Raw genomic sequence first — 25,700 nt, forward strand, 5'->3', positions numbered from 1 at the left:
CAGTTGAAAAAGCTATCCTTTTAAAAGGATAGCTTTTTTCTTGAACGAATAAATATTCAAAAGAATGTCGCATCTTTCTGTTCATATTTCTGCTATAATATATAACGCTTTATAATATTTTATACTTAAGGAGAACAACTCATGAAGCGAAAAAAGAGCCATTTAATGGTAATGGCACTTGTTACATCTTTATTATTAACAGCTTGTAATAATAAAGCGAATAAAAGTGATACAGAGGTTAAAAAACAAGTGTTAAATGTAACAGTATCAGAAGAAATTCCTTCTCTGGACACTGCGAAAACGATGGATGGTACATCAGCACACGTTATGCAAAACATATTTGAAGGGTTATATGTATTAAATGATCAAGATCAGCCTACTCCAGCAGTAGCAAAATCGTTTAAAAGAAGTGAAGATGGTAAGAAATATACATTTAACTTGCGTAAAGATGCAAAATGGTCAAATGGAGATAATGTAACAGCAAATGATTTTATATTTGCGTGGAAACGTGCAATTAACCCTGAAACGGCATCTCAATATGCATACATGCTCTTTTATGTGAAAAATGCGAAAGAGATTAATAAGGGAACAATGCCTCTTGATGCACTTGGGGTTAAAGCAATAAATAATTATACGTTAGAAGTTGAACTCGAACAGCCAGTTCCGTATTTTTTACAGTTGTTAGCACTACCTATATACTTACCACAGCATGAATCATTTTTGAAAGAACAAGGAAACAATTATGCATTGAAACCTAGTAATCTCATATATAACGGGCCATTTGTATTAGAAAAATGGAAGCATGAACAAGAGTTTCAATTAAAGAAGAATGCTGCATATTGGGATCGAAAGAAAGTGAAATTAGACGAAATAAACTTTCATATCGTAAAGGATACAATGACAGCTGTAAATTTATATGAAGCCGGAGATTTGGATCGAGTACCTATTAATTCGCAAATTGTAGACAAGTATAGAGGGAATAAGGAATTACATATGTCGAGTGATCCTGGAATTGCCATGCTTCGTTTTAATGAAAAAAATACCGCGTTAGCAAATAAAAAAGTGCGTCAATCTATTTCATTAGCGTTAAATAAAGATGATTTTGTTGCTCACTTTATTAATAACGGAGCAAAACCTGCAAGCGGGCTTGTACCAGTTGGTCATGTAAATGAAGTGACCGGTAAAGATTTTAGAAAAGAAAACGGAGATCTTTCTTCATATGATTTGCAAAATGCGCAAAAGATTTGGAAAGAAGCGAAAAAAGAGCTTGAAGTAGAGCAAGTAAACCTCGAGTTTTTAACGTTTGAACAAGATAATGCAAAACGGATGGCAGAATATATAAAAGGTGATTTAGAAAAGAATTTGCAAGGAATCGCGATACAAATTAAACAACAGCCATTTAAGCAAAAATTACAGTTAGAACAAACAGGTGATTACGATATAACTATGGCAAATTGGGGACCTGACTATAAAGACCCAATTAGTTATTTAGAGTTATTTACGACAGGGAATCCGAATAATAAAATGAATTATTCTAATGTTCATTACGATGAATTAATAAAGAAAGCGAAAACGGATTTTGTACTAGATACGGAAAACCGATGGGAAGCGTTGCGAGAAGCCGAGCAGGTATTATTAGAAGATGCTGCGGTAGCGCCGCTTTATCATATTGGCTCAGCATATGTACAAAAGGATTATGTAAAAGGAATTGAAAAGCATCAATTTGGTGGTATTTATACTTATAAGAATGCTTATATTGCTAATGAATAAATACAAAAAACCTTACTTTTTAAAAGTAAGGTTTTTTACACATGAATTCTATTAAACCGATTTTAATAAAGCGTAAAAATTCGTATCATATGGGACATCATCTTGATACATATAATTTTTTAGAACGCCTTCTTTTTCAAAGCCTAATTTTAATAGTACTTTATTGGAAGCTTCATTTTCAAGAAATACAATTGCTCCAATCCGCTTTAAATGAATCGTATGGAAACCGTATGATATAACCTCAGAAACAGCTTCAGTCGCATATCCTTTTCCCCAGTGTTCAGGCAAAAAGGCATAACTTATATTGGCTCGTTTATGCTCAGAAGACCAATCGTGAAAACCAATGGTACCAATGAGTTCTTTCGTGTCTTTTAATTCGATTCCCCATTTTATACCGCTTCTTGCATTGTAACTCAACTTAAAATTATGAATGATTTGCTTCACTTGATCAATATCTTGTAACGGTTTTTGGCCATAATAGCGCAGTACATTAGTATTAGAAAAGCATTGTAGTATACGCGGTGCATCTTCTTCGGTAAGTTCTCTTAAAATGAGTCGGTCTGTTTTCAATATAGGAAACATGCTTTCACTCCATTTCTTTTGAAACTAGAATGTGTTGTTATTATATAATCTAGTCTGAAAATAAAGATTATTCAAGAGGGGAGTATGGTTTTAATTTATGATAAAATTGATTGTGGAATATATTTCAAAAAGAGGTTTGTATATGGAGAAAAATTCAATTTTAATTGTAGATGATGATCAAGATATTGTTCAATTTATAAAAGTGAATCTAATGCAAGAAGGTTTTAAAGTTTTTAGTGCTCATAACGGAGAAGAGGCTTTAGAAATAATAAATAATAACAGTATTCAACTTGCTATTTTGGATATTATGATGCCACAAATGGATGGGATAGAATTGTGTAGAAGGATTAGAGAGAAACATAGTTTACCAATTATGTTTTTAAGCGCGAAATCATCGGATGTCGATAAGGTAATTGGATTTAGTACTGGGGCAGATGATTATATTGTGAAGCCGTTCAGTACAATTGAATTTATCGCAAGAGTGAAAGCTCAATTAAGAAGGTATACATATTTCAACCAAAATGCTGTCCAAGTAATGGAAAAGAAAATAAATATTAGAGGTTTAGAAATAGATGAAGTGTCGAGAACTGTAATGTTATATGGAGAAGCAATGAATCTTACGAAAACTGAATATGATATTTTACACTTAATGGCAGCCGCAAGGAATCGTGTGTTTACAATTGAAGAAATATATGAGAGCGTGTGGAACGAAAGAGCCTATGAAAGTAATAATACAGTAATGGTTCATATTGCAAGATTGAGAAATAAAATTGAAGAGAATCCAAAAGAACCGAAGTTTATACAAAATGTTTGGGGAGTCGGATATAAAATTGAAGATTAGATCTTTACAGGGTATTAGGGCGAAATTTTTTTTAGCTTTCATATGTAGCATCTTGTTAGCGACTGTAAGTATAATAGTGCTTCAAATTTTAGTTGGAAATATATATAGTCATGTTAATGCGTTAGAGGAAAAATATTCATTTTTATACTTTATAGTTTTTTTGATTTTTACTACGACATACTTTGCATGTATGACAAAAACAATGATGAAAAGATTGTCTGAAATTAATAAGAACGTGAAGGAAATAAGTAATGGTAATTTTGAAGTACATATACCTATTTCAAAAAATGACGAGATTGGTGAATTAGCGACGAATGTAAATAGAATGGCCAAAAGTTTAAAAGAGTCTATCGAGAATGAAAAAAAATCACAGGAAATGAAAAATGAAATGATTAGTAATATTTCTCATGATTTACGAACGCCAGTAACATCTTTAATCGGTTATGCGGACCTGTTAGGAAATAAACTCCATTCGAATGGAGAAGAATGTGAACAGTATGTAAGTATATTAAAGCGAAAAAGTTATGAATTAAAACATCAAGTAGATGATTTATTAGAATACTGTCAAATAAATTATAGAGAGATTGAATTACATAAAGATGAAGTAGATATGAAAGCATTAATTGAACAAATCATGATTGGCTTTGTACCACAATTAGATGATGCTAATATGAGCTTTTATATTAAAAGTGATGAAGTGCTGTATGTAGAAGTTGATGTGGCACTTATAGTGAGACTATTTGAAAATATAATAGGTAATAGTATTATGTATGGAAAAGATGGAAAGGAAATTGCAATTGGAATTTCCAATAAAACAATGAATGTTGAAGTAGAAATTAAAAATTTTGGACAATGTATTCCGGAAGAGGACCTTCCTTACGTTTTTGAGAAATTTTATCGTAGTGAAAAATCACGTAGTTCTTATACTGGTGGGAAAGGAATGGGGCTTGCAATTTCAAAAAGTATAGCCGAGCTCCATCAAGGGGATCTAACTGTACGTAGTAACGATAAAGAAACAGTTTTCACTGTGAAATTACCGCAGTATAAAAAAGTAAGAAAGTCGTAAGTATTTCTTTTATATGTCGTAATTTTTACTTTGTATCATTGAGAAAAAGGATATGAGAGTAGGGATGCGACATGTGGAAGAAATTTTTATTAGTGATTATAGTTTCTTTTTTAATTATAAGTTGGATCTTAGTTTATGTAGCTAATGGTGTTACATCAGTTTTTGTTTGGTGGAGTATTCAGGCTTTTAGTTTTATTTCAGTTTTCCTCTTGGTAGGATCAGTAATAATATTTTTTTGGAAAGGCATTTTTAGAAAGCGGATAGATAGAACGCTATTTTTAATCATTCTGTTTTCTATCATTGGAGCTTGGCCTGTCGGTTGGTTTGCTAATATAGGTAGAATTGCTTACCCAGCAGATATACAATCTATGAGTCCTAAAGCAGTAGTTCGTGTTCCTTTGAATGAACGAGCATTAATAGGCTGGGGCGGTGATCAGTTAGAAACGAACTATCATGTTATAAAGCCAAATGAAAGGTGGGCATATGATATCCTCATTCCACCTGCTGAAGTGAAAAGTAGTAAGTTAGAGGATTACGGAATATATGGAGCGAAAGTAATGGCACCAGCTTCTGGGACGGTTGTATCAATCAATAATGATGAAAAAGATTTAATTCCCGGATTGGATGATTTTCAGTCAATGGCAGGGAATTACATATATTTACGGATAGATGAAACAGAGACATTTTTGATTCTTGCCCACTTAAAGAAAGGGTCCATTAAAGTTAGAGAAGGACAACGTGTAAATGAAGGAGAATTTCTTGCTCAAGTCGGTAACTCAGGAAGTTCAAGTGAGCCACATTTACATATCCATCATCAAAGGCAAAATCCGTCCAAGGTAAGTATGTTTTTTGCGGAAGGATTGCCACTTTACTTTCGAACTGAAAATGGTGTCATGATGCCGGAAAGAGGGACATACATAAGTGGTAACTAGAAGAAAATCATTTCATCCAAAAAGGGTATTCCAAATTAAAATTGGAATACCCTTTTTCATTATCCTACAAATGTTTGATACAGTAAGAAGATATTTAAAATGATAACGAGTGCTGCAATTATCCAAGCGATAAATGTTGTTATACGGTGGTTAACGAGTGCACCCATAATCTTTTTGTTACTTGTAAACATAATAAGTGGTACTAGCGCAAATGCAATACCGAATGATAAGACGACTTGGCTCATGACTAGAGCGTAAGTTGGATTTACACCTAAAGCGATAATAACTAATGGTGGAATCATTGTAATAAATCGGCGTAAGTATAACGGAATATGCATGCGAATGAAACCTTGCATAATAATATCACCCGACATTGTACCGACAGAAGAGCTAGATAGTCCTGCTGATAAAAGTCCAATTCCAAATAATGCAGCTGATACAGGACCTACTAAATTGGTAAATTGAGTGTAAGCAACATCTAAATCTTCAACGTGCAAGCCGTTTTTAAAAAATAGTGCAGCTGCTACAATTAACATACTTGCATTAATTGCTCCAGCAATAACCATTGCAATAATAATATCGATAAATTCGAAACGAAAAATCTTTTTCTTTTGTTCGTCAGTTGTTCCGACCACGCGGCGTTGTGTTAGTGCAGAATGCAAGTATATTGCATGTGGCATAACTGTTGCACCTAAAATCCCTGCTGCAAGTAATATACTGTCTACACCTTGGAATTTTGGAATAAATAGTCCTGAAAGAAGGGGACTTAATTCTGGTTTTGCATAAAAAACTTGAATCCCAAAAGCGATTACTACAATGAAAATCATTCCTGTAATAATAGCTTCTAGTGGACGAAATCCTCTACGTTGAAACTCAAGAATAATAAATGATCCGGCTGCAGTAATTAAAGCGGCAGGTAGCATCGGGATTCCAAATAGTAAGTAAAGCCCCAAAGCAGCTCCAATAAATTCCGCTAAATCTGTAGCCATAATAACTAGTTCACCTTGTATCCATAAGCCGATAGACACAGGCTTTGGAAAGTTTTCACGAGCTATTTCGGGTAAATTGTTTCCTGTAGCAATTCCTAATTTAGCTGATAAAGTTTGGATTAATACAGCCATTAAGTTAGAAGCGAGTATAACCCATAATAGTAAATATCCATATTGTGAACCAGCTGCGATATTTGTAGCAAAGTTGCCAGGATCAATATAAGCAACGGACGCGATAAAAGCGGGTCCTAAAAATGGTAACAGTCTTTTCCAGCCTTTTGTTTCTCCACTTAAAGCTAAGTGAGCTGATTGTACAGTTGTACTTTCAGAAGGGAGATTTTCATCTTTTGTTATATCTTTATTCATAGTAGTTTTCCCCTTTAAAATGTTAACTTGATGAAATTATTGTATTTATTCTTACTCATTATTTCAATACATTTAAATATGTTATATGGTAATTTCATTTGAACACGAAAGTTTCCTTAATGCAAATTATATGCCTTTATACAATGGATGGTGTGATAACGTAAAATGAATTGGGAGTTTATGGTGTGATGACATGGGGAAACATAGTGAATTAAAGGGCTGTTTTTGAAATTTATGTGAACATAAAGCCGATAATACAGCATATTAATTGATGGAATTGCATTTGTATGATATATAATATATTGGGATTACAACATAACCATAGTGTTTTGGTGTGTAATCTTGTTTTTTATTTTTGTTAACTGATAGAAAATAGTATAAAGAAAAGAAAATGGGATTCATTTTCTTATTATATATGTTTTGATATGAACGTTAACTTATACATGATTTAAAAAATTAGATAGGTGGTAGAAATACATTGGCAACTACAAAACCATACAGAGTATTACTATATTACATGTACACAACAATTGAAAACCCAGAAGAATTCGCGGCGGAGCATTTAGCATTTTGTAATTCACTTGAATTAAAAGGAAGAATTCTTGTAGCAAAAGAAGGTATTAACGGAACTTGTTCTGGAACTGTAGAACAAACAGAGAAATACATGGAAGCAATGAACAATGATCCACGTTTCGATGGCATCGTATTTAAAATAGATGAAGCTGATGGTCATGCATTCAAGAAAATGCACGTGCGTCCTCGTCCAGAGTTAGTTACACTTCGTCTAGAAGATGACATTAACCCACACGAAATAACTGGGAAGTATTTAGAGCCAAAAGATTTTTATGAAGCAATGAAACAAGAAGATACAGTTATCATTGATGCACGAAATGATTATGAATTTGATTTAGGTCACTTCAAAGGTGCGATTAAACCTGATATCGAATCATTCCGTGAATTACCAGATTGGATTCGTGAAAATAAAGAAGTACTTGAAGGTAAAAAGATTTTAACTTATTGTACAGGCGGAATTCGTTGTGAGAAGTTTTCTGGTTGGTTAGTTCGTGAAGGCTATGAAGATGTAAGTCAGCTTCACGGCGGAATTGTAACGTACGGAAAAGACCCAGAAGTACAAGGTGAGCTTTGGGATGGACAATGTTACGTGTTCGATGAGCGTATCGCTGTACCAGTAAACCAAAAAGAACATGTTATCGTTGGTAAAGACCACTTTACAGGTGAACCTTGTGAGCGCTATGTAAACTGTTCAAATCCAGAATGTAATAAGAAAATTTTATGTTCTGAAGAAAACGAAGCGAAATATTTACGTGCATGTTCTCATGAATGTCGTGTAAGTCCACGTAACCGCTACGTAATACAACATGAATTAACGGAAGAGCAAGTAGCTGCTGCATTAGAGCAAATCGAAGCAGGGAAGTAAACTGAATTCGTATAATAAAAGGGGTACTCCAAGTTTAATTTTGGAGCACCCTTTTTTTATTATCCGGCCCTTTTATTTGTCGGTTTTTGTCGGTAAGTCGATATATTAAAAAAATCGCTGATATATTTTGAGTTGCGCTGATATATCTTAAAAATCGCTGATATATTTCGAGTTGCGCCGATATAATCGGAAAATCGCTGATAAAAATTTCACTTACTGCAGCGCACCAAGAATTTAAAAATAACCTTCTTTAATTTTTATCTTCTTTCTCTTTAACGGCAGAAAGTACAGTTTGTTTTACCCAAGCTTTTCTTCGTTTATGCTGTAAACCCCATTGGTATAAACTTTGAGCTCCTAAAATAAGTGAAATGACAATGCCGCTAATCGCAATTAATAGAGCGAAAAATTCAAGAGGTGACGATATTTTGTTTGAATCGGTGTTTCTTAAAAGGTCAATCATAGTAAACCCTAACATTTGGCCCACTACAGAGTAGAGCGTTAAAATTAATAATAAGAGGCTATCTTTTTTAGAGGCGACATTTTCTTGATATTTAAACAAACTATCAAGATTTTGTTTCGCGTTCGAGTATAGAACCTCAATATTAAAAAGTTTTCTTAAACGAAAGAAAATATCTTCACTTTGTGATTGGGATACTAATTCTAAAGAAAAATAATTAGCAGTGAACGAATTGATCGAATAAATTAATTTCTCTATTTCATTAGTATCTTGTTCAATGTTTAGCTCAGCATAGGCGTTTGCCATTTTTAATAAAACAATTTTATGGAATAGGTTTAATAATAAAGCGTAATAAAATTCCCCGTACATTTGACTAGCAAGTTTAGCGATTTCGCGTTCTCCTTCATTTGTTACACATGTAAAAATATGTTCTTCCATTATGAAATAACGATTTGGAGCCCATCTCTGGTAAGCGTGTTTTTTTAAATAGTCATGAATGTAAGGAAGGTTATTTGCACTCACATATGGCTTACCATCACTTGTTAATCCGGAAAGACTAGAAGTACGATAAACATCCACTTCATTAAGTTCCATACCTTCTTTTAGTGACAATAAAGTTTGGACGTACATTCTTTGGTCTTCGAAGAATGGGAAGGTTTGAAAGTATGAACTTCTTAATCTCTTCTTTTCAAAGAAATCAGTTACGCCATGAAATAAATAACCAAAAATGAATTTTTCAACTTGGGAATACTTTTTTCCGTTACATTCAATACAAATAGTCTCATTTGTATCATTTTTAGTTTCAAGTACACGGAAGCGAGCAGCGAATTCGATTGCTTCAGATAAAGTCATGCTTGGAGCAGTGTTTACTTCTGTTCGAATTGTTAAGAAGCCAAGTTCATAAGGACAAAGTGTTACATCAATAGAGTGTATCTTGAATGGGATTGAAATAAGGTTTGTTGTTAAATGTCCAGTTAAGTTAAGGTCCTTTGAATAACGTTGCAAGCCCTTTTGATGCTCTGAGTGAGGAAAGAGAATTTTATTTGTAAATGAAAGATAGTATGCTTCCATATTTTGATGTGAAACTTTAAACTCCCCATAATATGTATTTTCATCATAGAGATGATCGAGCCGAAAAGGACGGAAATCGTTTTTTTGTAAGAAAGGGAACATATTTTGTTCATATCCAGCTTTAAACGAAAACGGGAATATAAATTGAAATATAGCTGTTGCTACATCTTTTTCCTCAATTGCTTGTATTGCCTCCATCTACATTGTTTCCTTTCCATATATGCTATAGAAACAACATGCCCAAATTTATTTGAAAATAACCACTGTTTTATACTCGATTGAGAGTGAAAATTCAGCTTATTTAGCAGAGGACATGTATAATGTTATGTATACTAAAAGTTATAAAATTGTATTTTGAAAAGGGGGATGCTGTATGCGGATTTTAGTATTAGGCGCTGGTGGAGTCGGAGGATTTTTTGGTGCAGATTAGTCGAAAAGGGAGAAGATGTTACATTTCTTGTTCGTAGTAAACGGAAAAAACAATTAGAGGAAAGAGGACTTGTAATCCGAAGTGTTAACGGGGATTTTTCCTTTCAACCGAAATTAATAACGAAGGAAGAGAGAACTTCTCCATTTGATGTCATTTTATTTTCAACAAAAGCGTATCACTTAAACGAGGCAATTCAAGATTTGAAGCCGTTTGTTGGCGAAGGTACTGTAATCATTCCATTGTTAAATGGTATCGCTCATTTATCACTATTACAAAAAGAATTCGGCGAAGAAAAAGTACTTGGCGGTTTATGCTTTATCGAGACGACGTTAAACGATCAAGGAGAAATTGTACAAACTAGCGATGCCAACAGACTTGTGTTTGGAGAAATTAAGTCTCAAAATTCAGAGAGAGTAAAGCATATTTCTAAAGTATTTGCAGGTACGAAATCTAGTTTTGTTTTAAGTGAAAATATTACGCAAGATATGTGGCATAAATATTTATTTATTACTGTAATGTCTGGTGTGACAACGTTAATGCGTGCACCAATTGGACCAATCCGTGAAAGTGAAGGCGGCCGTGATTTTATCCGTAATGTGTTTGAGGAATCTGTACAAATCATGAGAGTATTAGGAGCTCCAATAAAGGTTAATATTGCCCAGGAACATATGAAAACGATTGATAAAATTTCGTATGATATGAAGTCATCGATGCAACGTGATATGGAAAAGGGTTCGTTTATTGAAGGGAAGCACTTGCAAGGATATTTACTGGATGTAGCAGAGCAATTTTCTATAGCGGCACCATTATTAGGCACTATATATCAAAATTTAAAGGTGTATGAAGAGATGACCTTTAACAGATCTGTAATAGAATTAGATGTATGAAAAAATAAAAAAGATAGCAATATATAAGTGTATTGCTATCTTTTTTATTTTTTTGTATGACAAATTATTTATTTCTTTTCGTTCTATCTGTCAAATTTATTTCCTGTTCACGTTTACCATATAACTGATTAATTTCATTTGCTACTGCATCTAAATATGAATCGGAAAAAATAGGCTTCTTTTCTTTAGACATAGGGGTCTCCTTTGCGGATTTTTTAGTATTCATTATGTATATTTCTCAGTGGATTATGCACAATCATTTTAATTTTTTTCTTATTAAAAATTTTTGTTTACTTTTTGAAAATAAAGGAGTATTATAATCCACAGTTTCAATTTTCTAAATCGCTGAAACCGCATGGTACGGGGGACCCGTTTTTACGGATTAGTACATAATCCGATGGGGTGAATCCTTAAAAAAGGTAGGGCTACTCATAGGCCCGAATCCGACAGCTAACCTCGTAAGCGTTATATTGAGAAGGAAGGTGGAGCTTGTGCGACAAAAAAAATAATGTCTACAAGTCTATTTCGCTATGGCTTGTAGACATTTTTTGTTTTCTGAGTAAATAGTTTACTGGCTGCAACAAGCAGAAAAGTTCGTACAAAATTATTGGAGAGTGGACAGCATTGGTTTCATCTATTAAAAGATTTTTAATTGGAAGACCGTTAAAATCAACGGAGCTTGGAGAACAAAAGCTTAATAAAACGAAAGCTTTAGCTATTTTATCTTCTGACGCATTGTCATCAGTTGCTTACGGTCCAGAGCAAATTTTAATTGCTTTAGCAGGTGTTGGAGCGATCGCTTATTGGTATTCCATTCCGATCGCTGTTGGGGTATTAGTATTATTGACAGCCCTTATTTTATCTTATCGTCAAATTATTTTTGCTTATCCGCATGGCGGGGGAGCGTATGTTGTATCAAAAGAAAATTTAGGGATGAATCCAGGCTTAATTGCTGGAGGATCTTTATTAGTTGACTATATTTTAACTGTTGCGGTAAGTGTGTCCGCTGGTACAGATGCAATTACGTCTGCGTTTCCTAGCTTACATGCACACAACGTAATTATTGCGGTTATATTTGTTATATTAATTACGATATTAAATTTAAGGGGAGTAACGGAATCAGCTTCCGTTTTAGCATATCCTGTTTATTTATTCGTTTTAGCACTATTTATATTAATTGGTGTGGGCATATATAATATTTTAACTGGTCATGTTTCACCCACTTTACATGCGCCAATTGGTACACCAGTTGCAGGGATTAGTTTATTTTTATTACTAAGAGCATTTGCATCAGGTAGTTCTGCTTTAACAGGTGTTGAAGCAATTTCAAATGCAATTCCGAACTTTAAAGATCCTGCGCCAAACAATGCTGCAAAAACATTGCTTGCAATGGGTGCATTACTTGCTGTGTTATTTTCAGGAATTGTATTTTTAGCTTATTATTACGGAGTGACTCCGAGTAAAGAAGTAACAGTTGTTTCTCAAATTGCTGAACAAACATTTGGACGTAATTTCATGTACTATTTCATACAAGGTACAACAGCTTTAATATTAATTCTTGCTGCTAATACAGGTTATTCTGCATTTCCTTTATTAGCGGTTAACCTTGCAAAAGATAAATTCATACCGAGAATGTTTACGATTAGAGGAGACCGCCTAGGTTACTCAAACGGTATTATTATACTTGGAGTTGCTTCGATTATTTTAATTGTAGCTTTCCAAGGACAAACAGAACATTTAATTCCACTATATGCAGTAGGTGTATTTATTCCATTTACACTTTCTCAAACAGGGATGGTATTAAAATGGCTTCGCGAAAAGCCTGAAGGATGGGCTTTAAGATTAACGGTTAATTTAATTGGTGCAGTTATTAGTTTTATCGTAATGAGCATGTTCTTTTTAACTAAATTTGCACAAGTTTGGTCGATTCTTATTTTCTTACCAGTTATTATCTTCTTATTCCATCGAATTAAGAAGCATTATGATGCAGTGGGTGATCAATTAAGTTTAAAAACTTGCGAGCCTCTTATTCCAATTGAGGGGAATGTAATTGTCGTTCCTGTAGCAGGTATGACGCATGTAGTAGAAAATTCATTGAACTATGCGAAATCGCTTTCGGCAGATCAAGTTATCGCAGTATATGTTGCTTTTGACAGAGAAGAGGAAAAGAAATTTGAGGAGAAATGGAAGAAGTGGCAACCTGAAGTAAGGCTTGTTACATTACATTCTCATTATAGAAGTATTATTCAGCCGCTAACGAAGTTTATCGATACAGTGCAATATAAGGCAAGTGAATCGAATTACCGTGTTACGGTCGTTATACCACAGTTCATTCCGAAAAAAGGTTGGCATAACATTCTTCATAATCAATCCAGTTTACTTATACGTGCGTATTTACTTTATAAAAGAAATGTTGTTATTACGACAGTTCCATATCATTTGAAAAAATAAGAAAATTTTTTAAGGATAGCTTCGCGAAAATGAAGCTATCCTTTTTGTGTATATGCTATGCATAATTGCATATGGGGTTAAAAATTATACTAATATAACTTCATTGGTTATTTGAAAGTAGTGTTTTCTGTTGTGATATGTAGATATTTCAATCGATAAAGTGAATCGGATTATATTTTGAAATAAGGACATGAAAGCTTGAAAATAAAGGGAATGAAAATACTTCTTTACGATATATAAACAGCTGTGTTTAAATGACCTTACAGTACAAAACTTATATGAAAACAAAATGAAATTTCATATTTACGTATGTTGTTTAGTTTAAAATGAATAATATTTTTATGAAATATATTCACTGTGTGAATGTGGGAATTTCGATGAAATAGAAAATTTATACAATATTATTCATACTAAACACATATGAAAAATAATGAAATGTTTTGTGACGATAAGTAAGTACTGTAGCAATACGAGAGAGGTGGTTCATACATAGATCACGTTGAGAACGTTCTCTATTTTAACCATCTCAAATTATGGGCAAGAAAATAGAATAATAAAATGCGATAGTAATAGTTGCTAATACATAGGAGGAGTTAAAGTGAAAAAGACTTTAATTACAGGGTTATTGGTTACAGCGGTATCTACGAGTTGCTTCATTCCTGTAAGCGCTTACGCTAAGGAGGGGCAAACGGAAGTGAAAACAGTATATGCGCAAAATGTAATTGCTCCAAATACATTATCCAATTCAATTAGAATGTTAGGATCACAATCACCGCTTATTCAAGCATACGGATTAATTATTTTGCAACAGCCAGACATTAAGGTAAATGCGATGAGTAGCTTAACGAATCATCAAAAGTTTGCAAAGGCGAATGTACGAGAGTGGATTGATGAATATAATCCGAAGCTAATTGACTTAAATCAAGAGATGATGAGATACAGCACTAGATTCAATAGTTATTATAGTAAGCTCTATGAACTAGCAGGAAATGTAAATGAAGATCAGCAAGCAAAAACAGATTTTATGAGTGCATATGGAAAATTACAATTGCAAGTACAGAGCATCCAAGAGAGTATGGAGCAAGATTTATTAGAGTTAAATCGATTTAAAACAGTATTAGACAAAGATAGTAACAACTTATCAATTAAAGCCGATGAAGCAATAAAAACACTGCAAGGATCAAGTGGAGATATTGTGAAATTAAGAGAAGATATTAAAAGAATTCAAGGGGAAATTCAAGCTGAACTAACTACTATTTTGAATAGACCTCAAGAAATCATTAAAGGTTCTATTAATATCGGTAAACAAGTATTTACAATCACAAATCAAACTGCACAAACGAAAACAATCGATTTTGTTTCTATCGGTACTTTAAGTAATGAAATTGTAAATGCTGCAGATAGTCAAACGAGAGAAGCAGCTTTTCGCATTCAGCAAAAGCAAAAAGAGTTATTGCCACTTATTCAAAAGTTATCACAAACTGAAGCAGAGGCGACTCAAATTACATTCGTTGAAGATCAAGTAAATAGCTTTACAGAATTAATTGATCGTCAAATTACAACTTTAGAAACGTTATTAACGGATTGGAAAGTTTTAAATAATAATATGATTCAAATTCAAACAAATGTTGAAGAAGGCACGTATACAGACAGTAGTTTACTTCAAAAACATTTTAATCAAATTAAAAAAGTAAGTGATGAAATGAATAAGCAAACAAATCAATTTGAAGATTACGTTACAAACGTTGAAGTACATTAAATAGAAAAATAATTAGCGATATAGGGAGAGAAGAAAAATGACAAAAAAACCATATAAAGTAATGGCTCTATCAGCACTTATGGCAGTATTTGCAGCAGGAAATATTATGCCGGCTCATACGTATGCAGCTGAAAGTACAGTGAAACAAGCTCCAGTTCATGCGGTAGCAAAAGCTTATAATGACTATGAAGAATATTCATTAGGACCAGAAGGCTTGAAAGATGCAATGGAAAGAACAGGTTCAAATGCTTTAGTAATGGATCTGTATGCTTTAACAATTATTAAACAAGGTAATGTTAACTTTGGAAATGTATCGACTGTTGATGCAGCTTTAAAAGGAAAAGTGATTCAGCACCAAGATACAGCTAGAGGAAATGCGAAGCAATGGTTAGATGTATTAAAGCCACAGCTTATTTCAACGAATCAAAACATCATTAACTACAATACAAAATTCCAAAACTATTATGATACTTTAGTTGCTGCGGTAGATGCAAAAGATAAAGCGACTCTTACGAAAGGCCTAACTAGATTATCAAGTAGTATTAATGAAAATAAAGCGCAAGTGGATCAGTTAGTAGAAGACTTGAAAAAATTCCGAAATAAAATGACGTCGGATACGCAAAACTTCAAGGGTGATGCAAATCAAATTACATCTATATTAGCTAGTCAAGATGCAGGGATTCCACTTCTGCAAAATCAAATTACAACGTACAATGAAGCAATTAGTAAATATAATGCAATTATTATCGGTTCATCTGTTGCGACAGCTCTAGGACCAATTGCAATTATTGGTGGTGCAGTAGTTATTGCTACGGGCGCAGGAACACCGCTAGGAGTCGCATTAATTGCAGGTGGTGCAGCAGCTGTAGGCGGTGGTACAGCTGGTATCGTATTAGCGAAGAAAGAACTTGACAATGCACAAGCTGAAATTCAAAAAATAACTGGACAAATTACAACTGCTCAATTAGAAGTAGCTGGGTTAACGAACATTAAAACACAAACTGAGTATTTAACAAATACGATTGATACTGCAATTACAGCGTTGCAAAACATTTCAAACCAATGGTATACAATGGGATCAAAATACAATTCTTTACTTCAAAATGTGGATTCAATTAGTCCAAACGATCTTGTTTTCATTAAAGAAGATTTAAACATTGCGAAAGATAGCTGGAAAAACATTAAAGACTATGCAGAAAAGATTTATGCTGAAGATATTAAAGTAGTAGATACGAAAAAAGCATAATCGAATACGAATCGTTAGGGCGTTAAGTGTTGATGAATGATTTGAAGCTCCTGTTCAGTTGTGAGCAGGAGCTTTTGATATCCTTATAAAGAGAATAGGTGAAAAATATGCAGAAACGATTTTATAAAAAATGTCTTTTAGCGGTAATGATTGCTGGGGTGGCAACGAGTAACGCATTTCCTTTACATCCTTTTGCAGCAGAACAAAATGTAACGGTGCTACAAGAAAATGTGAAAAACTATTCTCTTGGACCAGCAGGATTCCAAGATGTAATGGCACAAACGACATCAAGCATATTTGCAATGGATTCATATGCAAAATTAATTCAAAATCAACAAGAGACGGATTTAAGTAAAATAAGTTCGATTAATAGTGAATTTAAAGGGAATATGATTCAGCATCAAAGAGATGCAAAAATTAATGCAGCATATTGGTTAAATAATATGAAGCCTCAAATTATGAAAACAGATCAAAATATTATAAATTACAATAATACTTTTCAATCGTATTATAATGACATGTTAATAGCGATTGATCAAAAGGATAGTGGAAAATTAAAAGCGGATTTAGAAAAGTTGTATGCGGATATTGTAAAGAATCAAAATGAGGTAGATGGATTATTAGGAAATTTGAAAGCTTTTCGCGATAGAATGGCGAAAGATACAAATAGTTTCAAAGAGGATACAAATCAGTTAACAGCGATATTGGCAAGTACGAATGCTGGTATTCCAGCTCTAGAGCAACAAATAAATACATATAACGATTCGATTAAAAAGAGTAATGATATGGTCATTGCTGGTGGCGTACTTTGCGTAGCTCTAATAACATGTCTTGCTGGCGGGCCGATGATTGCGGTTGCGAAAAAAGATATCGCAAATGCAGAAAGAGAAATCGCCAATTTAAAAGATAGAATTTCAGGAGCACAAGCAGAAGTCGTAATTTTGACTGATGTAAAAAATAAAACAACAAACATGACAGAAACAATTGATGCAGCAATTACAGCACTACAAAACATATCAAATCAATGGTATACAGTAGGTGCAAAGTATAATAATTTATTACAAAACGTAAAAGGAATTAGTCCGGAAGAGTTTACGTTTATAAAAGAAGATTTACATACAGCGAAAGATAGCTGGAAAGATGTAAAGGATTATACAGAAAAATTACATGAAGGTGTGGCAAAGTAAACAGTGGACTAGTTCTGCTGTTTATTTTTTATCCTGTTTTTTGTGAGAGTTGAGCTTGCAATTATATATAAGTTTGTCATGTGTTTTATCAATGTGGCTATTGGGTAATAGTTAATCAAATTGATACGAATAACCTAAATAAATTTCTGATCAAGTCTTTTATATGTAATGTTTTAATGAAAAAAGCTATACTGTAAGCAAAACTAAAAATTGGAGAGGAAATACTACAACATGGAAAATTATTTGTTATTTATCCTTACAGCAATGTTAATCATAATCATGCCTGGTCCTGGTTTTGCGCTAGTTACAAAAAATACTATCTCGCATGGTAAAAATGGCGGGATAAAGACTGTTTTAGGAACGATATCTGGAATGATGATTCATACAATAATGGCTACGTTAGGACTTTCTGCTATCTTAATGAAATTTGCTATGTTATTTACATTTATAAAATATGCTGGGGCTGTTTATTTAATTTATTTAGCTGTAAAGTCAATTAAAAGTGCCTTACATAAAAAAGAAGATATGTCAGGTTCAGCAGAAATGGACTCTAAGGATATTGGGGCAATTAAAAGCTTTAGACAAGGATTTACTACGGCAATTTTAAATCCAAAAACCGCTGTATTTTTCCTTAGTTTTTTACCCCAATTTATTGTGAGTAATCAAAATCATTTCTTCCAATTTCTTTTGTTAGGACTCACATTTACGACTTTGACAGCAATATGGTATTTACTTTACATCTCACTCATACGTCAATTAAGAACTTTTTTAAGAAAAGAAAGAGTGAACCGTACAATAGAGGGTATTACAGGCGCCGTATTATTAGTATTTGGAGTTAGATTGTTTTTCCAAAAATAAATATGTAGATAAAACGAGAAATAAAAAAGTTGATTATTTCTCGTTTTATTCTTTAAAATCTGCAACAGAATCAGGATTTCCCCTCAAAGTATAAATTCCAAGAGGAACCGTTTTTTTATTTACTTATATACGTACAGCTGTACCACTGACAGCAACCATTAACATTCCATCACGAACAACTTCGTAATCTATGTCAATACCAACGATAGCGTTCGCACCCTTTTCTTTTGCAAGTTCTTTCATTTCGCCCATTGCAATATCACGAGCGTCTTTTAGTTTACTTTCATAAGCACCAACACGGCCACCGACAACATCACGAACGGAAGCGAATACATCGCGGACAATATTTGCACCCATAATAGCTTCACCATTTACAATATCAATATACTCAATAATCTCTTTACCTTGAATTCCAGAAGTTGTTGTTACAATCATGACTGACACTCTCCTAATATTTTATAATTTTTGATTAGCTTTCTTATGTCATAGAAAAAGTAGTTCTGGTGCCAAAAATGCTTGATAGAAACATAGAATATTTTTGGCATCAGAAACAAGTCTAGTTTCTTACAGAATGAAAGCAAGGCAATTGTTTAACATGTGTATCGCTATAACATATGTAATGGATCTTTTAGAAATAAGATAAGCCGCAGTAAGTATCAACGATCCAGGTAAATAAATAGCAATATCCGCAAGTTGGTTCGTATGAAGAAGTGTAAAAATCATAATCGAAATGATAGATGCAATAGCAGTACCAATATGGTAAGAAAAACGATTTATTAATATGTGGCGAAACACAATTTCTTCAAGTGTTGGACCCAGAATACCAAATACAAGCAATGTAAATACAAGAGGTACCTCTGCACCCGTTTCAAGGAGCTGCTCTTGGTTCTCTGGTTGACCAGTTGCTAGAAAATGCATAACACATTGTTCCACAATTAACGTAAATAAAACTACCATAGGAATACTTACTATTTTCAAAATTGTCTTCTCTTTAAAATAAGTAAAACTTTCAATAATTTCTTTCCTAAAGCAAATGATTCCTACAATAGCAGGTACAGTAAAACCGATGGCACTAAGAACAAATTCTGATTCAACTAAATTGACATTAGCTAAAAGTGATATGCCAAATAATATGTACAAGCCAATTTGAAATGGTACAAACAGTGTAAAGATTATTAGCATAATGATTTCTTTTTTATTCATTTTTATAAAGTTCACTGTATTGCCCCCATAATTAAATTACCTATAATTTTTGATTTTTCTTTCTGCATAACGCTCTCCTTCTAAATATATTTATATAAGATTATAAACCGGACGGTTCGGTCCGAATCGAAATCTAATGATACTACAAGTTTCTAGTTTTTTAAACCCTTTTTATAAAGTATTAACAAAATCAAAATGGAAAAAAGCAAATATATTTATATTTTGGTTGCTTTGTTACAATTTAATTCCAGTAATCATTAATGGTTAATCTTTTATAGAATGAAGTGAAAGTGGGAGTAGTTCAAACACTTTAGCTAAACATATTGATAAAAATTATATATAATAATCATATGTCTATACATTAAAATTAACTATATATTTTTACACCTCTACGATTTTAGATAAAATTAGTTGTATAATATGACTGAATTAAACAATTGGTCATGTTGTTTTAACGGAAAATTCACTTAATTTATGTAGGTAATACAATTTGATTAACTTCTTTTCAAACTGTATTCTTTGAGGTTTCCATAAGATAGGGATTGATAAGATATTTCTGTTCCAAACTTATTTATACTTACAAAAAAATTAAGAAAATAGAGGGTAAACATTACCTAGAATATTAGGATCGTTTTCATTAGGAGGATTACAAAGCATGACTAAAGTTGATAAGGTTAAAGAAAAAATTATTGAAACATCTTTATATTTATTTAATACTAATGGGATAACTCGCACATCCATTCAGGATATAATGACAGCTACTGAACTACCTAAAGGATCTATTTATCGTAGATTCAAAAGTAAAGAAGAAATTGTCCTTGCTGCCTACGACAAAAGTGGTGAGATTATGTGGAGTCATTTTCATAAAGCAATGGAAAATAAAAAGACAGCAATTGATAAAATCCTTGCAATTTTCCTTGTATATCAAGATGCAGCTAATAATCCTCCTATTGCTGGAGGCTGTCCATTACTTAATAGCGCAATCGAAAGTACTGGAGTATTTCCAGAATTACAAAAAGCAGCAGCAAAAGGTTATGATGATACAGTAATGTTAATGGCTTCTCTCATAAAAGAAGGAATAGAGAAACAAGAATTTAAAGAAGATATAGAGGTTATATCACTCGCTTCCTTTCTTGCCTCTGCAATGGAGGGGGCTATTATGGCAAGTCGAGTATCTAACGATAATATACACCATCATTATTTTATTGAACAAATAAAACATCATCTTTTCACTTATTCTAAATAAGTGAGAACTTGCATTGTTTCCATCCAATTTTTATAAAATTAAATTGAGTAAATACCCCTTATAAATAGTAACTTCTGTTTATAAGGGGTATTTGAATAGTTTTTAGATGATGTTTCATGTTTCTTATTGAACGGCTTTGTTATCGTTACTACAGAAAAAATGTGAATTAAATGTTAATTGATTTACATGTTTCAAGCGTATCTATATTGAGTTTGTAAATCTACACAATAAGTTTTCATTATATATTAAGTGTAGTAGAAGTTCAGATAGATAAAATTCGGTAGTCGAATTTTTTTGCATAAAGCTGTATAATGCTTGTAACGAAAGGGAAATACAGGAAGGGATTTGTAATGAGTTACTATGGAAAAAGATAAACAACAATTAAGCGTTGAAGTTGCAAGATTATATTATCAATCAGATTATAGTCAGCAAGAAATTGCTAACAAATTAAATATTTCAAGACCAACAATTTCTAGATTGTTAAAGTACGCGAAAGAAAAAGGGTTTGTTCAAATTAGCATCGCTGATCCATTTGCGGATTTAGATAACGTCGGGAATTTACTGAAAGAAAAGTATAACTTATTAGAGGCACATGTTGTATTTTCTCCAGTTCCGGAATATGCAACGATTACAGAGTATATTAGCAAATATGCAGCTGAGTATATGGAAAAGACGGTTAAAAACGGTGATATTGTTGGTGTAAGCTGGGGAATGACGATGTATGAAATCGCTAGAAAAATCGTACCGCAACATGTAAAAGGGGTAGAGGTTGTTCAGTTAAAAGGTGGTATTAGTCATTCGAGTGTAAATACATATGCGAATGAAACAATCGCTTTATTTGCAGATGCTTTTCAAACGACGCCAAGAAATCTCCCCCTTCCAGTTATATTTGATAATGCAGTGACGAAAGAATTAGTAGAGCAGGATCGACATATTCATCACATTATCGAAATGGGGAAACAAGCGAATATTGCAATTTTCACTGTAGGAACAGTTCGAGACGAAGCGCTATTATTCCGATTAGGTTATTTCGATAAGGATGAAACGAGTTTACTCAAAAAACAATCGGTCGGTGACATTTGTTCACGATTCTTTGATGGGGACGGAAATATTAGTAGTGAAGAAATTAATAAGCGGACCATTGGAATTGAGTTAGAAGAACTGAAATTAAAGAAACGTTCTATTTTAGTTGCAGGTGGTAATAGAAAAATAAAAGCAATTGATGGTGCGTTACGTGGCGGGTATGCAAATGTATTAATTATCGATCAGCATACAGCGAAAGAATTATTACATTATCAAAAAGATTAGAAATAAAAGGCGTTCTCAAGATGTTAATTTTGAGAATGCCTTTTATTTTGTTATGTATGAATGATAGGAGTTTTTTTGAACACAAATTGCCTTTTTAAAAATAATTATGGATATGGAGATACATACTACCATTGTTAACATAAAAATTTTGATTATATATCTGAAATGTTCTTTGTTAGAATGCGCTTTATTTACTACAAGATGATTCCTTTTAAAAAAGAATGAACAAAATTTCAAAAGTGTATTTACATTTGTTCAACTAAGAGTTAGAATGAAGTTGTTAAAAGATATGAGGAGTGAAGATAATGAACATTGCAAAGTTAATTGACCATACAATTTTAAAAGCTAATACTACTAGAGAAGATGTTATGAAAGTAATCGAAGAAGCAAAGGAATATAAATTCGCTTCTGTTTGTATTAACCCAACATGGGTAAAATTAGCGGCTGATGAACTAGCTGGACATGATGTAGACGTTTGTACTGTAATCGGTTTCCCATTAGGAGCAAGCACGACTGAAACAAAAGCATTTGAAACAAAAGATGCTATTGCAAAAGGTGCAACTGAAGTTGATATGGTAATCAACGTAGGCGCTTTAAAAGATGGTGACAACGAACTTGTTGAAAAAGACATTTATGAAGTAGTACAAGCAGCAAAAGGAAAAGCTCTTGTAAAAGTAATCATTGAAACTTGCCTATTAACAGATGAAGAGAAAGTACGCGCTTGTGAATTATCAGTAAAAGCTGGTGCTGACTTCGTAAAAACTTCAACTGGATTCTCAACTGGCGGAGCAACTGCTGAAGATATCGCATTAATGCGTAAAACAGTAGGACCAAACGTTGGTGTAAAAGCATCTGGCGGTGTTCGTACACGTGAAGATGCAGACAAAATGGTAGCTGCTGGAGCTTCTCGCGTTGGAGCAAGTGCTAGTGTTGCAATCGTATTAAATGATGCAAAAGGTGCTACAGATAACTACTAATCATTAATGAAGTGAAGAGCAATAGATACACAAAGTAAAGTGTATCTATTGCTTTAATAATTGAAAAAAATGTAAGCGGATACGAATGGGAGGAGACGGCTTATGAAATACTTAATTGGTATTTTTGGCCTCGTATTGATTTTAGGTATCGCTTGGCTTGCTAGTAATAATAGAAAGAAAGTCAAATATCGCCCAATCATAACGATGGTTATATTACAATTTATTTTGGGGTTTTTATTATTAAATACAAGTGTAGGGAATATATTAATTAGCGGAATAGCAGATGGTTTTGGAGAGTTATTAAAATATGCCGCTGATGGTGTGAATTTCGTATTTGGTGGATTAGTAAATCAAAAAGAGTTTTCGTTCTTTTTAAGTGTATTAATGCCAATCGTATTTATATCAGCTTTAATAGGTATTTTGCAACACATTAAAGTATTACCTATTATTGTGAAATCTATCGGTCTAGCATTAAGTAAAGTAAATGGAATGGGGAAACTAGAATCATATAATGCAGTTGCTTCTGCGATTTTAGGACAATCTGAAGTGTTTATTTCAGTTAAGAAACAATTAGGGTTATTGCCAGAGAAAAGAATGTATACATTATGTGCATCTGCAATGTCTACCGTTTCAATGTCTATCGTCGGATCATATATGGTGTTATTAAAACCGCAATATGTTGTAACCGCTTTAGTGCTTAACTTATTCGGTGGCTTCATCATTGCTTCTATCATTAACCCGTATGAAGTTACTGAGGAAGAAGATATGTTAGAAGTACAAGAAGAAGAGAAAAAGACTTTCTTTGAAGTATTAGGGGAATACATTATTGATGGATTTAAAGTTGCGATTACAGTAGCAGCTATGTTAGTCGGTTTCGTTGCTCTTATCGCATTCATTAATGCAGTATTTAAAGGTGTAATCGGTATTTCATTCCAAGAAATTCTTGGTTATGTATTTGCACCATTTGCATTTATTATGGGTGTACCTTGGTATGAAGCAGTTAATGCCGGAAATATTATGGCAACAAAATTAGTATCGAATGAATTTGTCGCTATGACAGATTTAGCACAAGGAAACTTTAATTTCTCAGATAGAACGACAGCGATTATATCTGTATTCTTAGTTTCATTTGCAAACTTCTCTTCAATTGGGATTATTGCAGGGGCGGTTAAGAGCTTAAATGAAAAGCAAGGGAATGTAGTCGCAAGATTTGGTTTGAAATTACTATTCGGTGCAACATTAGTAAGTTTCTTATCAGCAACAATCGTTGGCTTATTATTTTAATAGATTCGTATCATATAAAAAGGAATGGTGATTGTAATGAGAATGGTAGATATTATTGCAAAAAAACGTGACGGCAAAGAATTAACGACTGAAGAAATCAAATTCTTTATTAATGGATATACAGACGGAAGTATTCCTGATTATCAAGTGAGTGCGCTTGCAATGGCAATCTTCTTTAAAGATATGACAGATCGCGAACGTGCAGATTTAACGATGGCGATGGTTGAGTCTGGTGAAACGATCGACTTGTCAGCAATTGAAGGAATTAAAGTAGATAAACATTCAACTGGCGGTGTTGGTGATACGACAACATTAGTATTAGGACCATTAGTAGCTGCTTTAGATGTACCAGTAGCAAAAATGTCTGGTCGTGGTTTAGGACATACAGGCGGAACAATTGATAAATTAGAAGCGGTAGAAGGATTCCACGTTGAAATTACGAAAGAGCAGTTCATTGATATTGTAAACCGTGACAAAGTAGCTGTTATTGGACAAACAGGAAACTTAACACCTGCAGATAAAAAGATTTATGCATTACGCGATGTAACAGGAACGGTTAACTCAATTCCTCTCATTGCAAGTTCAATTATGAGTAAAAAAATTGCAGCAGGTGCTGACGCAATCGTACTTGATGTAAAAACAGGTGCTGGTGCATTTATGAAAACAGAAGAAGATGCAAAAGAATTAGCACATGCAATGGTACGTATCGGAAATAATGTAGGACGTCAAACTATGGCTGTTATTTCAGACATGTCACAACCGCTTGGTTTTGCGATTGGTAACGCTCTAGAAGTAAAAGAAGCGATTGATACGTTAAAAGGTGAAGGTCCAGAAGATTTAACAGAATTAGTACTTGTATTAGGTAGCCAAATGGTCGTACTTGCGAAAAAAGCAAATACGTTAGAAGAAGCTCGTGAAATGCTAATTGAAGTGATGAAAAACGGAAAAGCAACTGAGAAGTTTAAAGAGTTCTTAAGCAATCAAGGCGGAGATAGCTCAATTGTAGACAATCCAGAAAAAATGCCACAGGCGAAGTATGTAATTGATGTACCTGCAAAAACTTCAGGTGTTATTTCTAACATTGTTGCAGATGAGATTGGTATTGCAGCTATGTTACTTGGTGCAGGTCGTGCAACGAAGGAAGATGAAATCGATTTAGCAGTAGGATTAATGTTACGTAAAAAAGTTGGCGATGCAGTAAAAGAAGGCGAGCCATTCGTAACAATCTACGCAAATCGTGAAAATGTAGAAGATGTAAAAGCAAAAATTTATGAGAACATCTCTATCGCTGAAACAGCAGTGGCTCCTAAATTAGTTCATACAGTTATTACTGACTAATCATCATTTCGTTT

General features: G+C 33.3%; 21 protein-coding genes, 1 pseudogene and 1 riboswitch. Of the genes and pseudogenes, 16 read left to right on the plus strand and 6 right to left on the minus strand.

What is annotated here, in order from left to right:
• Positions 1-141 precede the first annotated feature (141 nt).
• Positions 142-1,770: a peptide ABC transporter substrate-binding protein gene (locus ES895_RS06820; protein ID WP_135238221.1), complete on the plus strand. Its 1,629-nt coding sequence runs from the start codon at positions 142-144 to the stop codon at positions 1,768-1,770.
• Positions 1,771-1,821: 51 nt separating this feature from the next.
• On the opposite strand, the gene ES895_RS06825 is transcribed toward ES895_RS06820, so the two are convergent.
• Positions 1,822-2,352: a GNAT family N-acetyltransferase gene (locus ES895_RS06825; RefSeq protein WP_000483972.1), complete on the minus strand. Its 531-nt coding sequence runs from the start codon at positions 2,350-2,352 to the stop codon at positions 1,822-1,824.
• Between the two features lie 142 nt (positions 2,353-2,494).
• Between ES895_RS06825 and ES895_RS06830 the strand changes: the two genes are divergently transcribed.
• The 3 genes from ES895_RS06830 (at position 2,495) to ES895_RS06840 (ending at position 5,191) form a co-directional block, all read left to right on the plus strand.
• Positions 2,495-3,193, plus strand: coding sequence for a response regulator transcription factor (locus tag ES895_RS06830; protein ID WP_135238222.1), 699 nt, complete (start codon positions 2,495-2,497; stop codon positions 3,191-3,193).
• Positions 3,159-4,259 (plus strand): HAMP domain-containing sensor histidine kinase, encoded by a 1,101-nt coding sequence (locus ES895_RS06835; RefSeq protein ID WP_114160070.1) that lies wholly within the window; start codon positions 3,159-3,161, stop codon positions 4,257-4,259. Before ES895_RS06830 ends, ES895_RS06835 begins: the two co-directional genes overlap by 35 nt.
• 71 nt (positions 4,260-4,330) lie before the next feature.
• On the plus strand, positions 4,331-5,191 hold the full coding sequence (locus ES895_RS06840; RefSeq protein ID WP_000265535.1) for a M23 family metallopeptidase: 861 nt from the start codon (positions 4,331-4,333) through the stop codon (positions 5,189-5,191).
• Positions 5,192-5,250: 59 nt separating this feature from the next.
• On the opposite strand, the gene ES895_RS06845 is transcribed toward ES895_RS06840, so the two are convergent.
• Complete coding sequence (locus ES895_RS06845) at positions 5,251-6,546, minus strand: Nramp family divalent metal transporter (RefSeq protein WP_086410894.1); 1,296 nt, start codon at positions 6,544-6,546, stop codon at positions 5,251-5,253.
• A 478-nt stretch (positions 6,547-7,024) separates the two neighbouring features.
• On the opposite strand from ES895_RS06845, the gene trhO reads away from it, so the two are divergent.
• The gene (trhO, locus tag ES895_RS06850; protein WP_000246214.1) at positions 7,025-7,984 is read left to right on the plus strand and encodes an oxygen-dependent tRNA uridine(34) hydroxylase TrhO; all 960 of its coding nucleotides are present in this window, start codon (positions 7,025-7,027) and stop codon (positions 7,982-7,984) included.
• Between the two features lie 250 nt (positions 7,985-8,234).
• Here trhO and ES895_RS06855 read toward each other — a convergent pair whose 3' ends face one another.
• The gene (locus tag ES895_RS06855; RefSeq protein ID WP_000387423.1) at positions 8,235-9,710 is read right to left on the minus strand and encodes a hypothetical protein; all 1,476 of its coding nucleotides are present in this window, start codon (positions 9,708-9,710) and stop codon (positions 8,235-8,237) included.
• Between the two features lie 175 nt (positions 9,711-9,885).
• Here ES895_RS06855 and panE point away from each other — a divergent pair.
• A pseudogene (gene panE / locus ES895_RS06860) lies at positions 9,886-10,829 on the plus strand (2-dehydropantoate 2-reductase).
• A 64-nt stretch (positions 10,830-10,893) separates the two neighbouring features.
• On the opposite strand, the gene ES895_RS29960 reads toward panE, so the two are convergent.
• The gene (locus ES895_RS29960; RefSeq protein ID WP_000031873.1) at positions 10,894-11,022 is read right to left on the minus strand and encodes a hypothetical protein; all 129 of its coding nucleotides are present in this window, start codon (positions 11,020-11,022) and stop codon (positions 10,894-10,896) included.
• Between the two features lie 140 nt (positions 11,023-11,162).
• Positions 11,163-11,309, plus strand: a riboswitch (cyclic di-AMP (ydaO/yuaA leader).
• Between the two features lie 144 nt (positions 11,310-11,453).
• Between ES895_RS29960 and ES895_RS06865 the strand changes: the two genes are divergently transcribed.
• The 5 genes from ES895_RS06865 (at position 11,454) to ES895_RS06885 (ending at position 18,330) form a co-directional block, all read left to right on the plus strand.
• A complete protein-coding gene (locus tag ES895_RS06865; RefSeq protein ID WP_000254887.1) occupies positions 11,454-13,280 on the plus strand; it encodes an APC family permease in 1,827 nt (608 codons plus the stop codon).
• A 598-nt stretch (positions 13,281-13,878) separates the two neighbouring features.
• Positions 13,879-15,039 (plus strand): non-hemolytic enterotoxin NHE subunit A, encoded by a 1,161-nt coding sequence (nheA, locus tag ES895_RS06870; RefSeq protein WP_000751832.1) that lies wholly within the window; start codon positions 13,879-13,881, stop codon positions 15,037-15,039.
• Between the two features lie 37 nt (positions 15,040-15,076).
• Entirely contained in the window at positions 15,077-16,285 is a 1,209-nt protein-coding gene (gene nheB / locus ES895_RS06875; protein ID WP_000162975.1) for a non-hemolytic enterotoxin NHE subunit B, read from the plus strand.
• Positions 16,286-16,392: 107 nt separating this feature from the next.
• Entirely contained in the window at positions 16,393-17,472 is a 1,080-nt protein-coding gene (gene nheC / locus ES895_RS06880) for a non-hemolytic enterotoxin NHE subunit C (RefSeq protein ID WP_001171989.1), read from the plus strand.
• Between the two features lie 231 nt (positions 17,473-17,703).
• Positions 17,704-18,330: a LysE family translocator gene (locus ES895_RS06885; protein WP_000432986.1), complete on the plus strand. Its 627-nt coding sequence runs from the start codon at positions 17,704-17,706 to the stop codon at positions 18,328-18,330.
• Positions 18,331-18,453: 123 nt separating this feature from the next.
• Here the strand turns inward: ES895_RS06885 and ES895_RS06890 are convergent, their stop codons facing one another.
• Together ES895_RS06890 and ES895_RS06895 are read right to left on the minus strand one after the other, a co-directional pair.
• Positions 18,454-18,765 carry a heavy metal-binding domain-containing protein gene (locus ES895_RS06890; RefSeq protein WP_000637517.1) on the minus strand — a complete coding sequence of 104 codons (312 nt, stop codon included), beginning with the start codon at positions 18,763-18,765 and terminating at the stop codon, positions 18,454-18,456.
• A gap of 129 nt (positions 18,766-18,894) precedes the next feature.
• Positions 18,895-19,548: a CPBP family intramembrane glutamic endopeptidase gene (locus ES895_RS06895; RefSeq protein WP_135238223.1), complete on the minus strand. Its 654-nt coding sequence runs from the start codon at positions 19,546-19,548 to the stop codon at positions 18,895-18,897.
• Between the two features lie 640 nt (positions 19,549-20,188).
• Here ES895_RS06895 and ES895_RS06900 point away from each other — a divergent pair.
• The 5 genes from ES895_RS06900 (at position 20,189) to ES895_RS06920 (ending at position 25,686) form a co-directional block, all read left to right on the plus strand.
• On the plus strand, positions 20,189-20,779 hold the full coding sequence (locus ES895_RS06900) for a TetR/AcrR family transcriptional regulator (RefSeq protein ID WP_000169647.1): 591 nt from the start codon (positions 20,189-20,191) through the stop codon (positions 20,777-20,779).
• Between the two features lie 360 nt (positions 20,780-21,139).
• The gene (locus ES895_RS06905) at positions 21,140-22,087 is read left to right on the plus strand and encodes a sugar-binding transcriptional regulator (RefSeq protein WP_000409782.1); all 948 of its coding nucleotides are present in this window, start codon (positions 21,140-21,142) and stop codon (positions 22,085-22,087) included.
• 305 nt (positions 22,088-22,392) lie between these two features.
• On the plus strand, positions 22,393-23,064 hold the full coding sequence (gene deoC / locus ES895_RS06910) for a deoxyribose-phosphate aldolase (protein WP_001017452.1): 672 nt from the start codon (positions 22,393-22,395) through the stop codon (positions 23,062-23,064).
• Positions 23,065-23,166: 102 nt separating this feature from the next.
• Positions 23,167-24,348 (plus strand): NupC/NupG family nucleoside CNT transporter, encoded by a 1,182-nt coding sequence (locus tag ES895_RS06915; RefSeq protein WP_044584348.1) that lies wholly within the window; start codon positions 23,167-23,169, stop codon positions 24,346-24,348.
• A gap of 36 nt (positions 24,349-24,384) precedes the next feature.
• Complete coding sequence (locus ES895_RS06920; RefSeq protein ID WP_001983022.1) at positions 24,385-25,686, plus strand: pyrimidine-nucleoside phosphorylase; 1,302 nt, start codon at positions 24,385-24,387, stop codon at positions 25,684-25,686.
• The last annotated feature ends 14 nt before the right edge of the window (positions 25,687-25,700 follow it).

It is taken from the genome of Bacillus sp. 007/AIA-02/001, from assembly GCF_004634455.1.
Classification (GTDB): domain Bacteria; phylum Bacillota; class Bacilli; order Bacillales; family Bacillaceae_G; genus Bacillus_A; species Bacillus_A cereus.

Coding starts and splice junctions, on each gene's coding strand:
- ES895_RS06835 (WP_114160070.1), top strand. CDS start 3,159: ATGTTTGGGGAGTCGGATATAAAATTGAAGATTAGATCTTTACAGGGT.
- ES895_RS06830 (WP_135238222.1), top strand. CDS start 2,495: ATGGAGAAAAATTCAATTTTAATTGTAGATGATGATCAAGATATTGTT.
- ES895_RS06845 (WP_086410894.1), bottom strand. CDS start 6,546: ATGAATAAAGATATAACAAAAGATGAAAATCTCCCTTCTGAAAGTACA.
- ES895_RS06855 (WP_000387423.1), bottom strand. CDS start 9,710: ATGGAGGCAATACAAGCAATTGAGGAAAAAGATGTAGCAACAGCTATA.
- ES895_RS06825 (WP_000483972.1), bottom strand. CDS start 2,352: ATGTTTCCTATATTGAAAACAGACCGACTCATTTTAAGAGAACTTACC.
- nheC (WP_001171989.1), top strand. CDS start 16,393: ATGCAGAAACGATTTTATAAAAAATGTCTTTTAGCGGTAATGATTGCT.
- ES895_RS06890 (WP_000637517.1), bottom strand. CDS start 18,765: ATGATTGTAACAACAACTTCTGGAATTCAAGGTAAAGAGATTATTGAG.
- ES895_RS29960 (WP_000031873.1), bottom strand. CDS start 11,022: ATGTCTAAAGAAAAGAAGCCTATTTTTTCCGATTCATATTTAGATGCA.
- deoC (WP_001017452.1), top strand. CDS start 22,393: ATGAACATTGCAAAGTTAATTGACCATACAATTTTAAAAGCTAATACT.
- ES895_RS06900 (WP_000169647.1), top strand. CDS start 20,189: ATGACTAAAGTTGATAAGGTTAAAGAAAAAATTATTGAAACATCTTTA.
- ES895_RS06885 (WP_000432986.1), top strand. CDS start 17,704: ATGGAAAATTATTTGTTATTTATCCTTACAGCAATGTTAATCATAATC.
- ES895_RS06920 (WP_001983022.1), top strand. CDS start 24,385: ATGAGAATGGTAGATATTATTGCAAAAAAACGTGACGGCAAAGAATTA.
- ES895_RS06915 (WP_044584348.1), top strand. CDS start 23,167: ATGAAATACTTAATTGGTATTTTTGGCCTCGTATTGATTTTAGGTATC.
- ES895_RS06820 (WP_135238221.1), top strand. CDS start 142: ATGAAGCGAAAAAAGAGCCATTTAATGGTAATGGCACTTGTTACATCT.
- ES895_RS06840 (WP_000265535.1), top strand. CDS start 4,331: ATGTGGAAGAAATTTTTATTAGTGATTATAGTTTCTTTTTTAATTATA.
- nheB (WP_000162975.1), top strand. CDS start 15,077: ATGACAAAAAAACCATATAAAGTAATGGCTCTATCAGCACTTATGGCA.
- ES895_RS06905 (WP_000409782.1), top strand. CDS start 21,140: ATGGAAAAAGATAAACAACAATTAAGCGTTGAAGTTGCAAGATTATAT.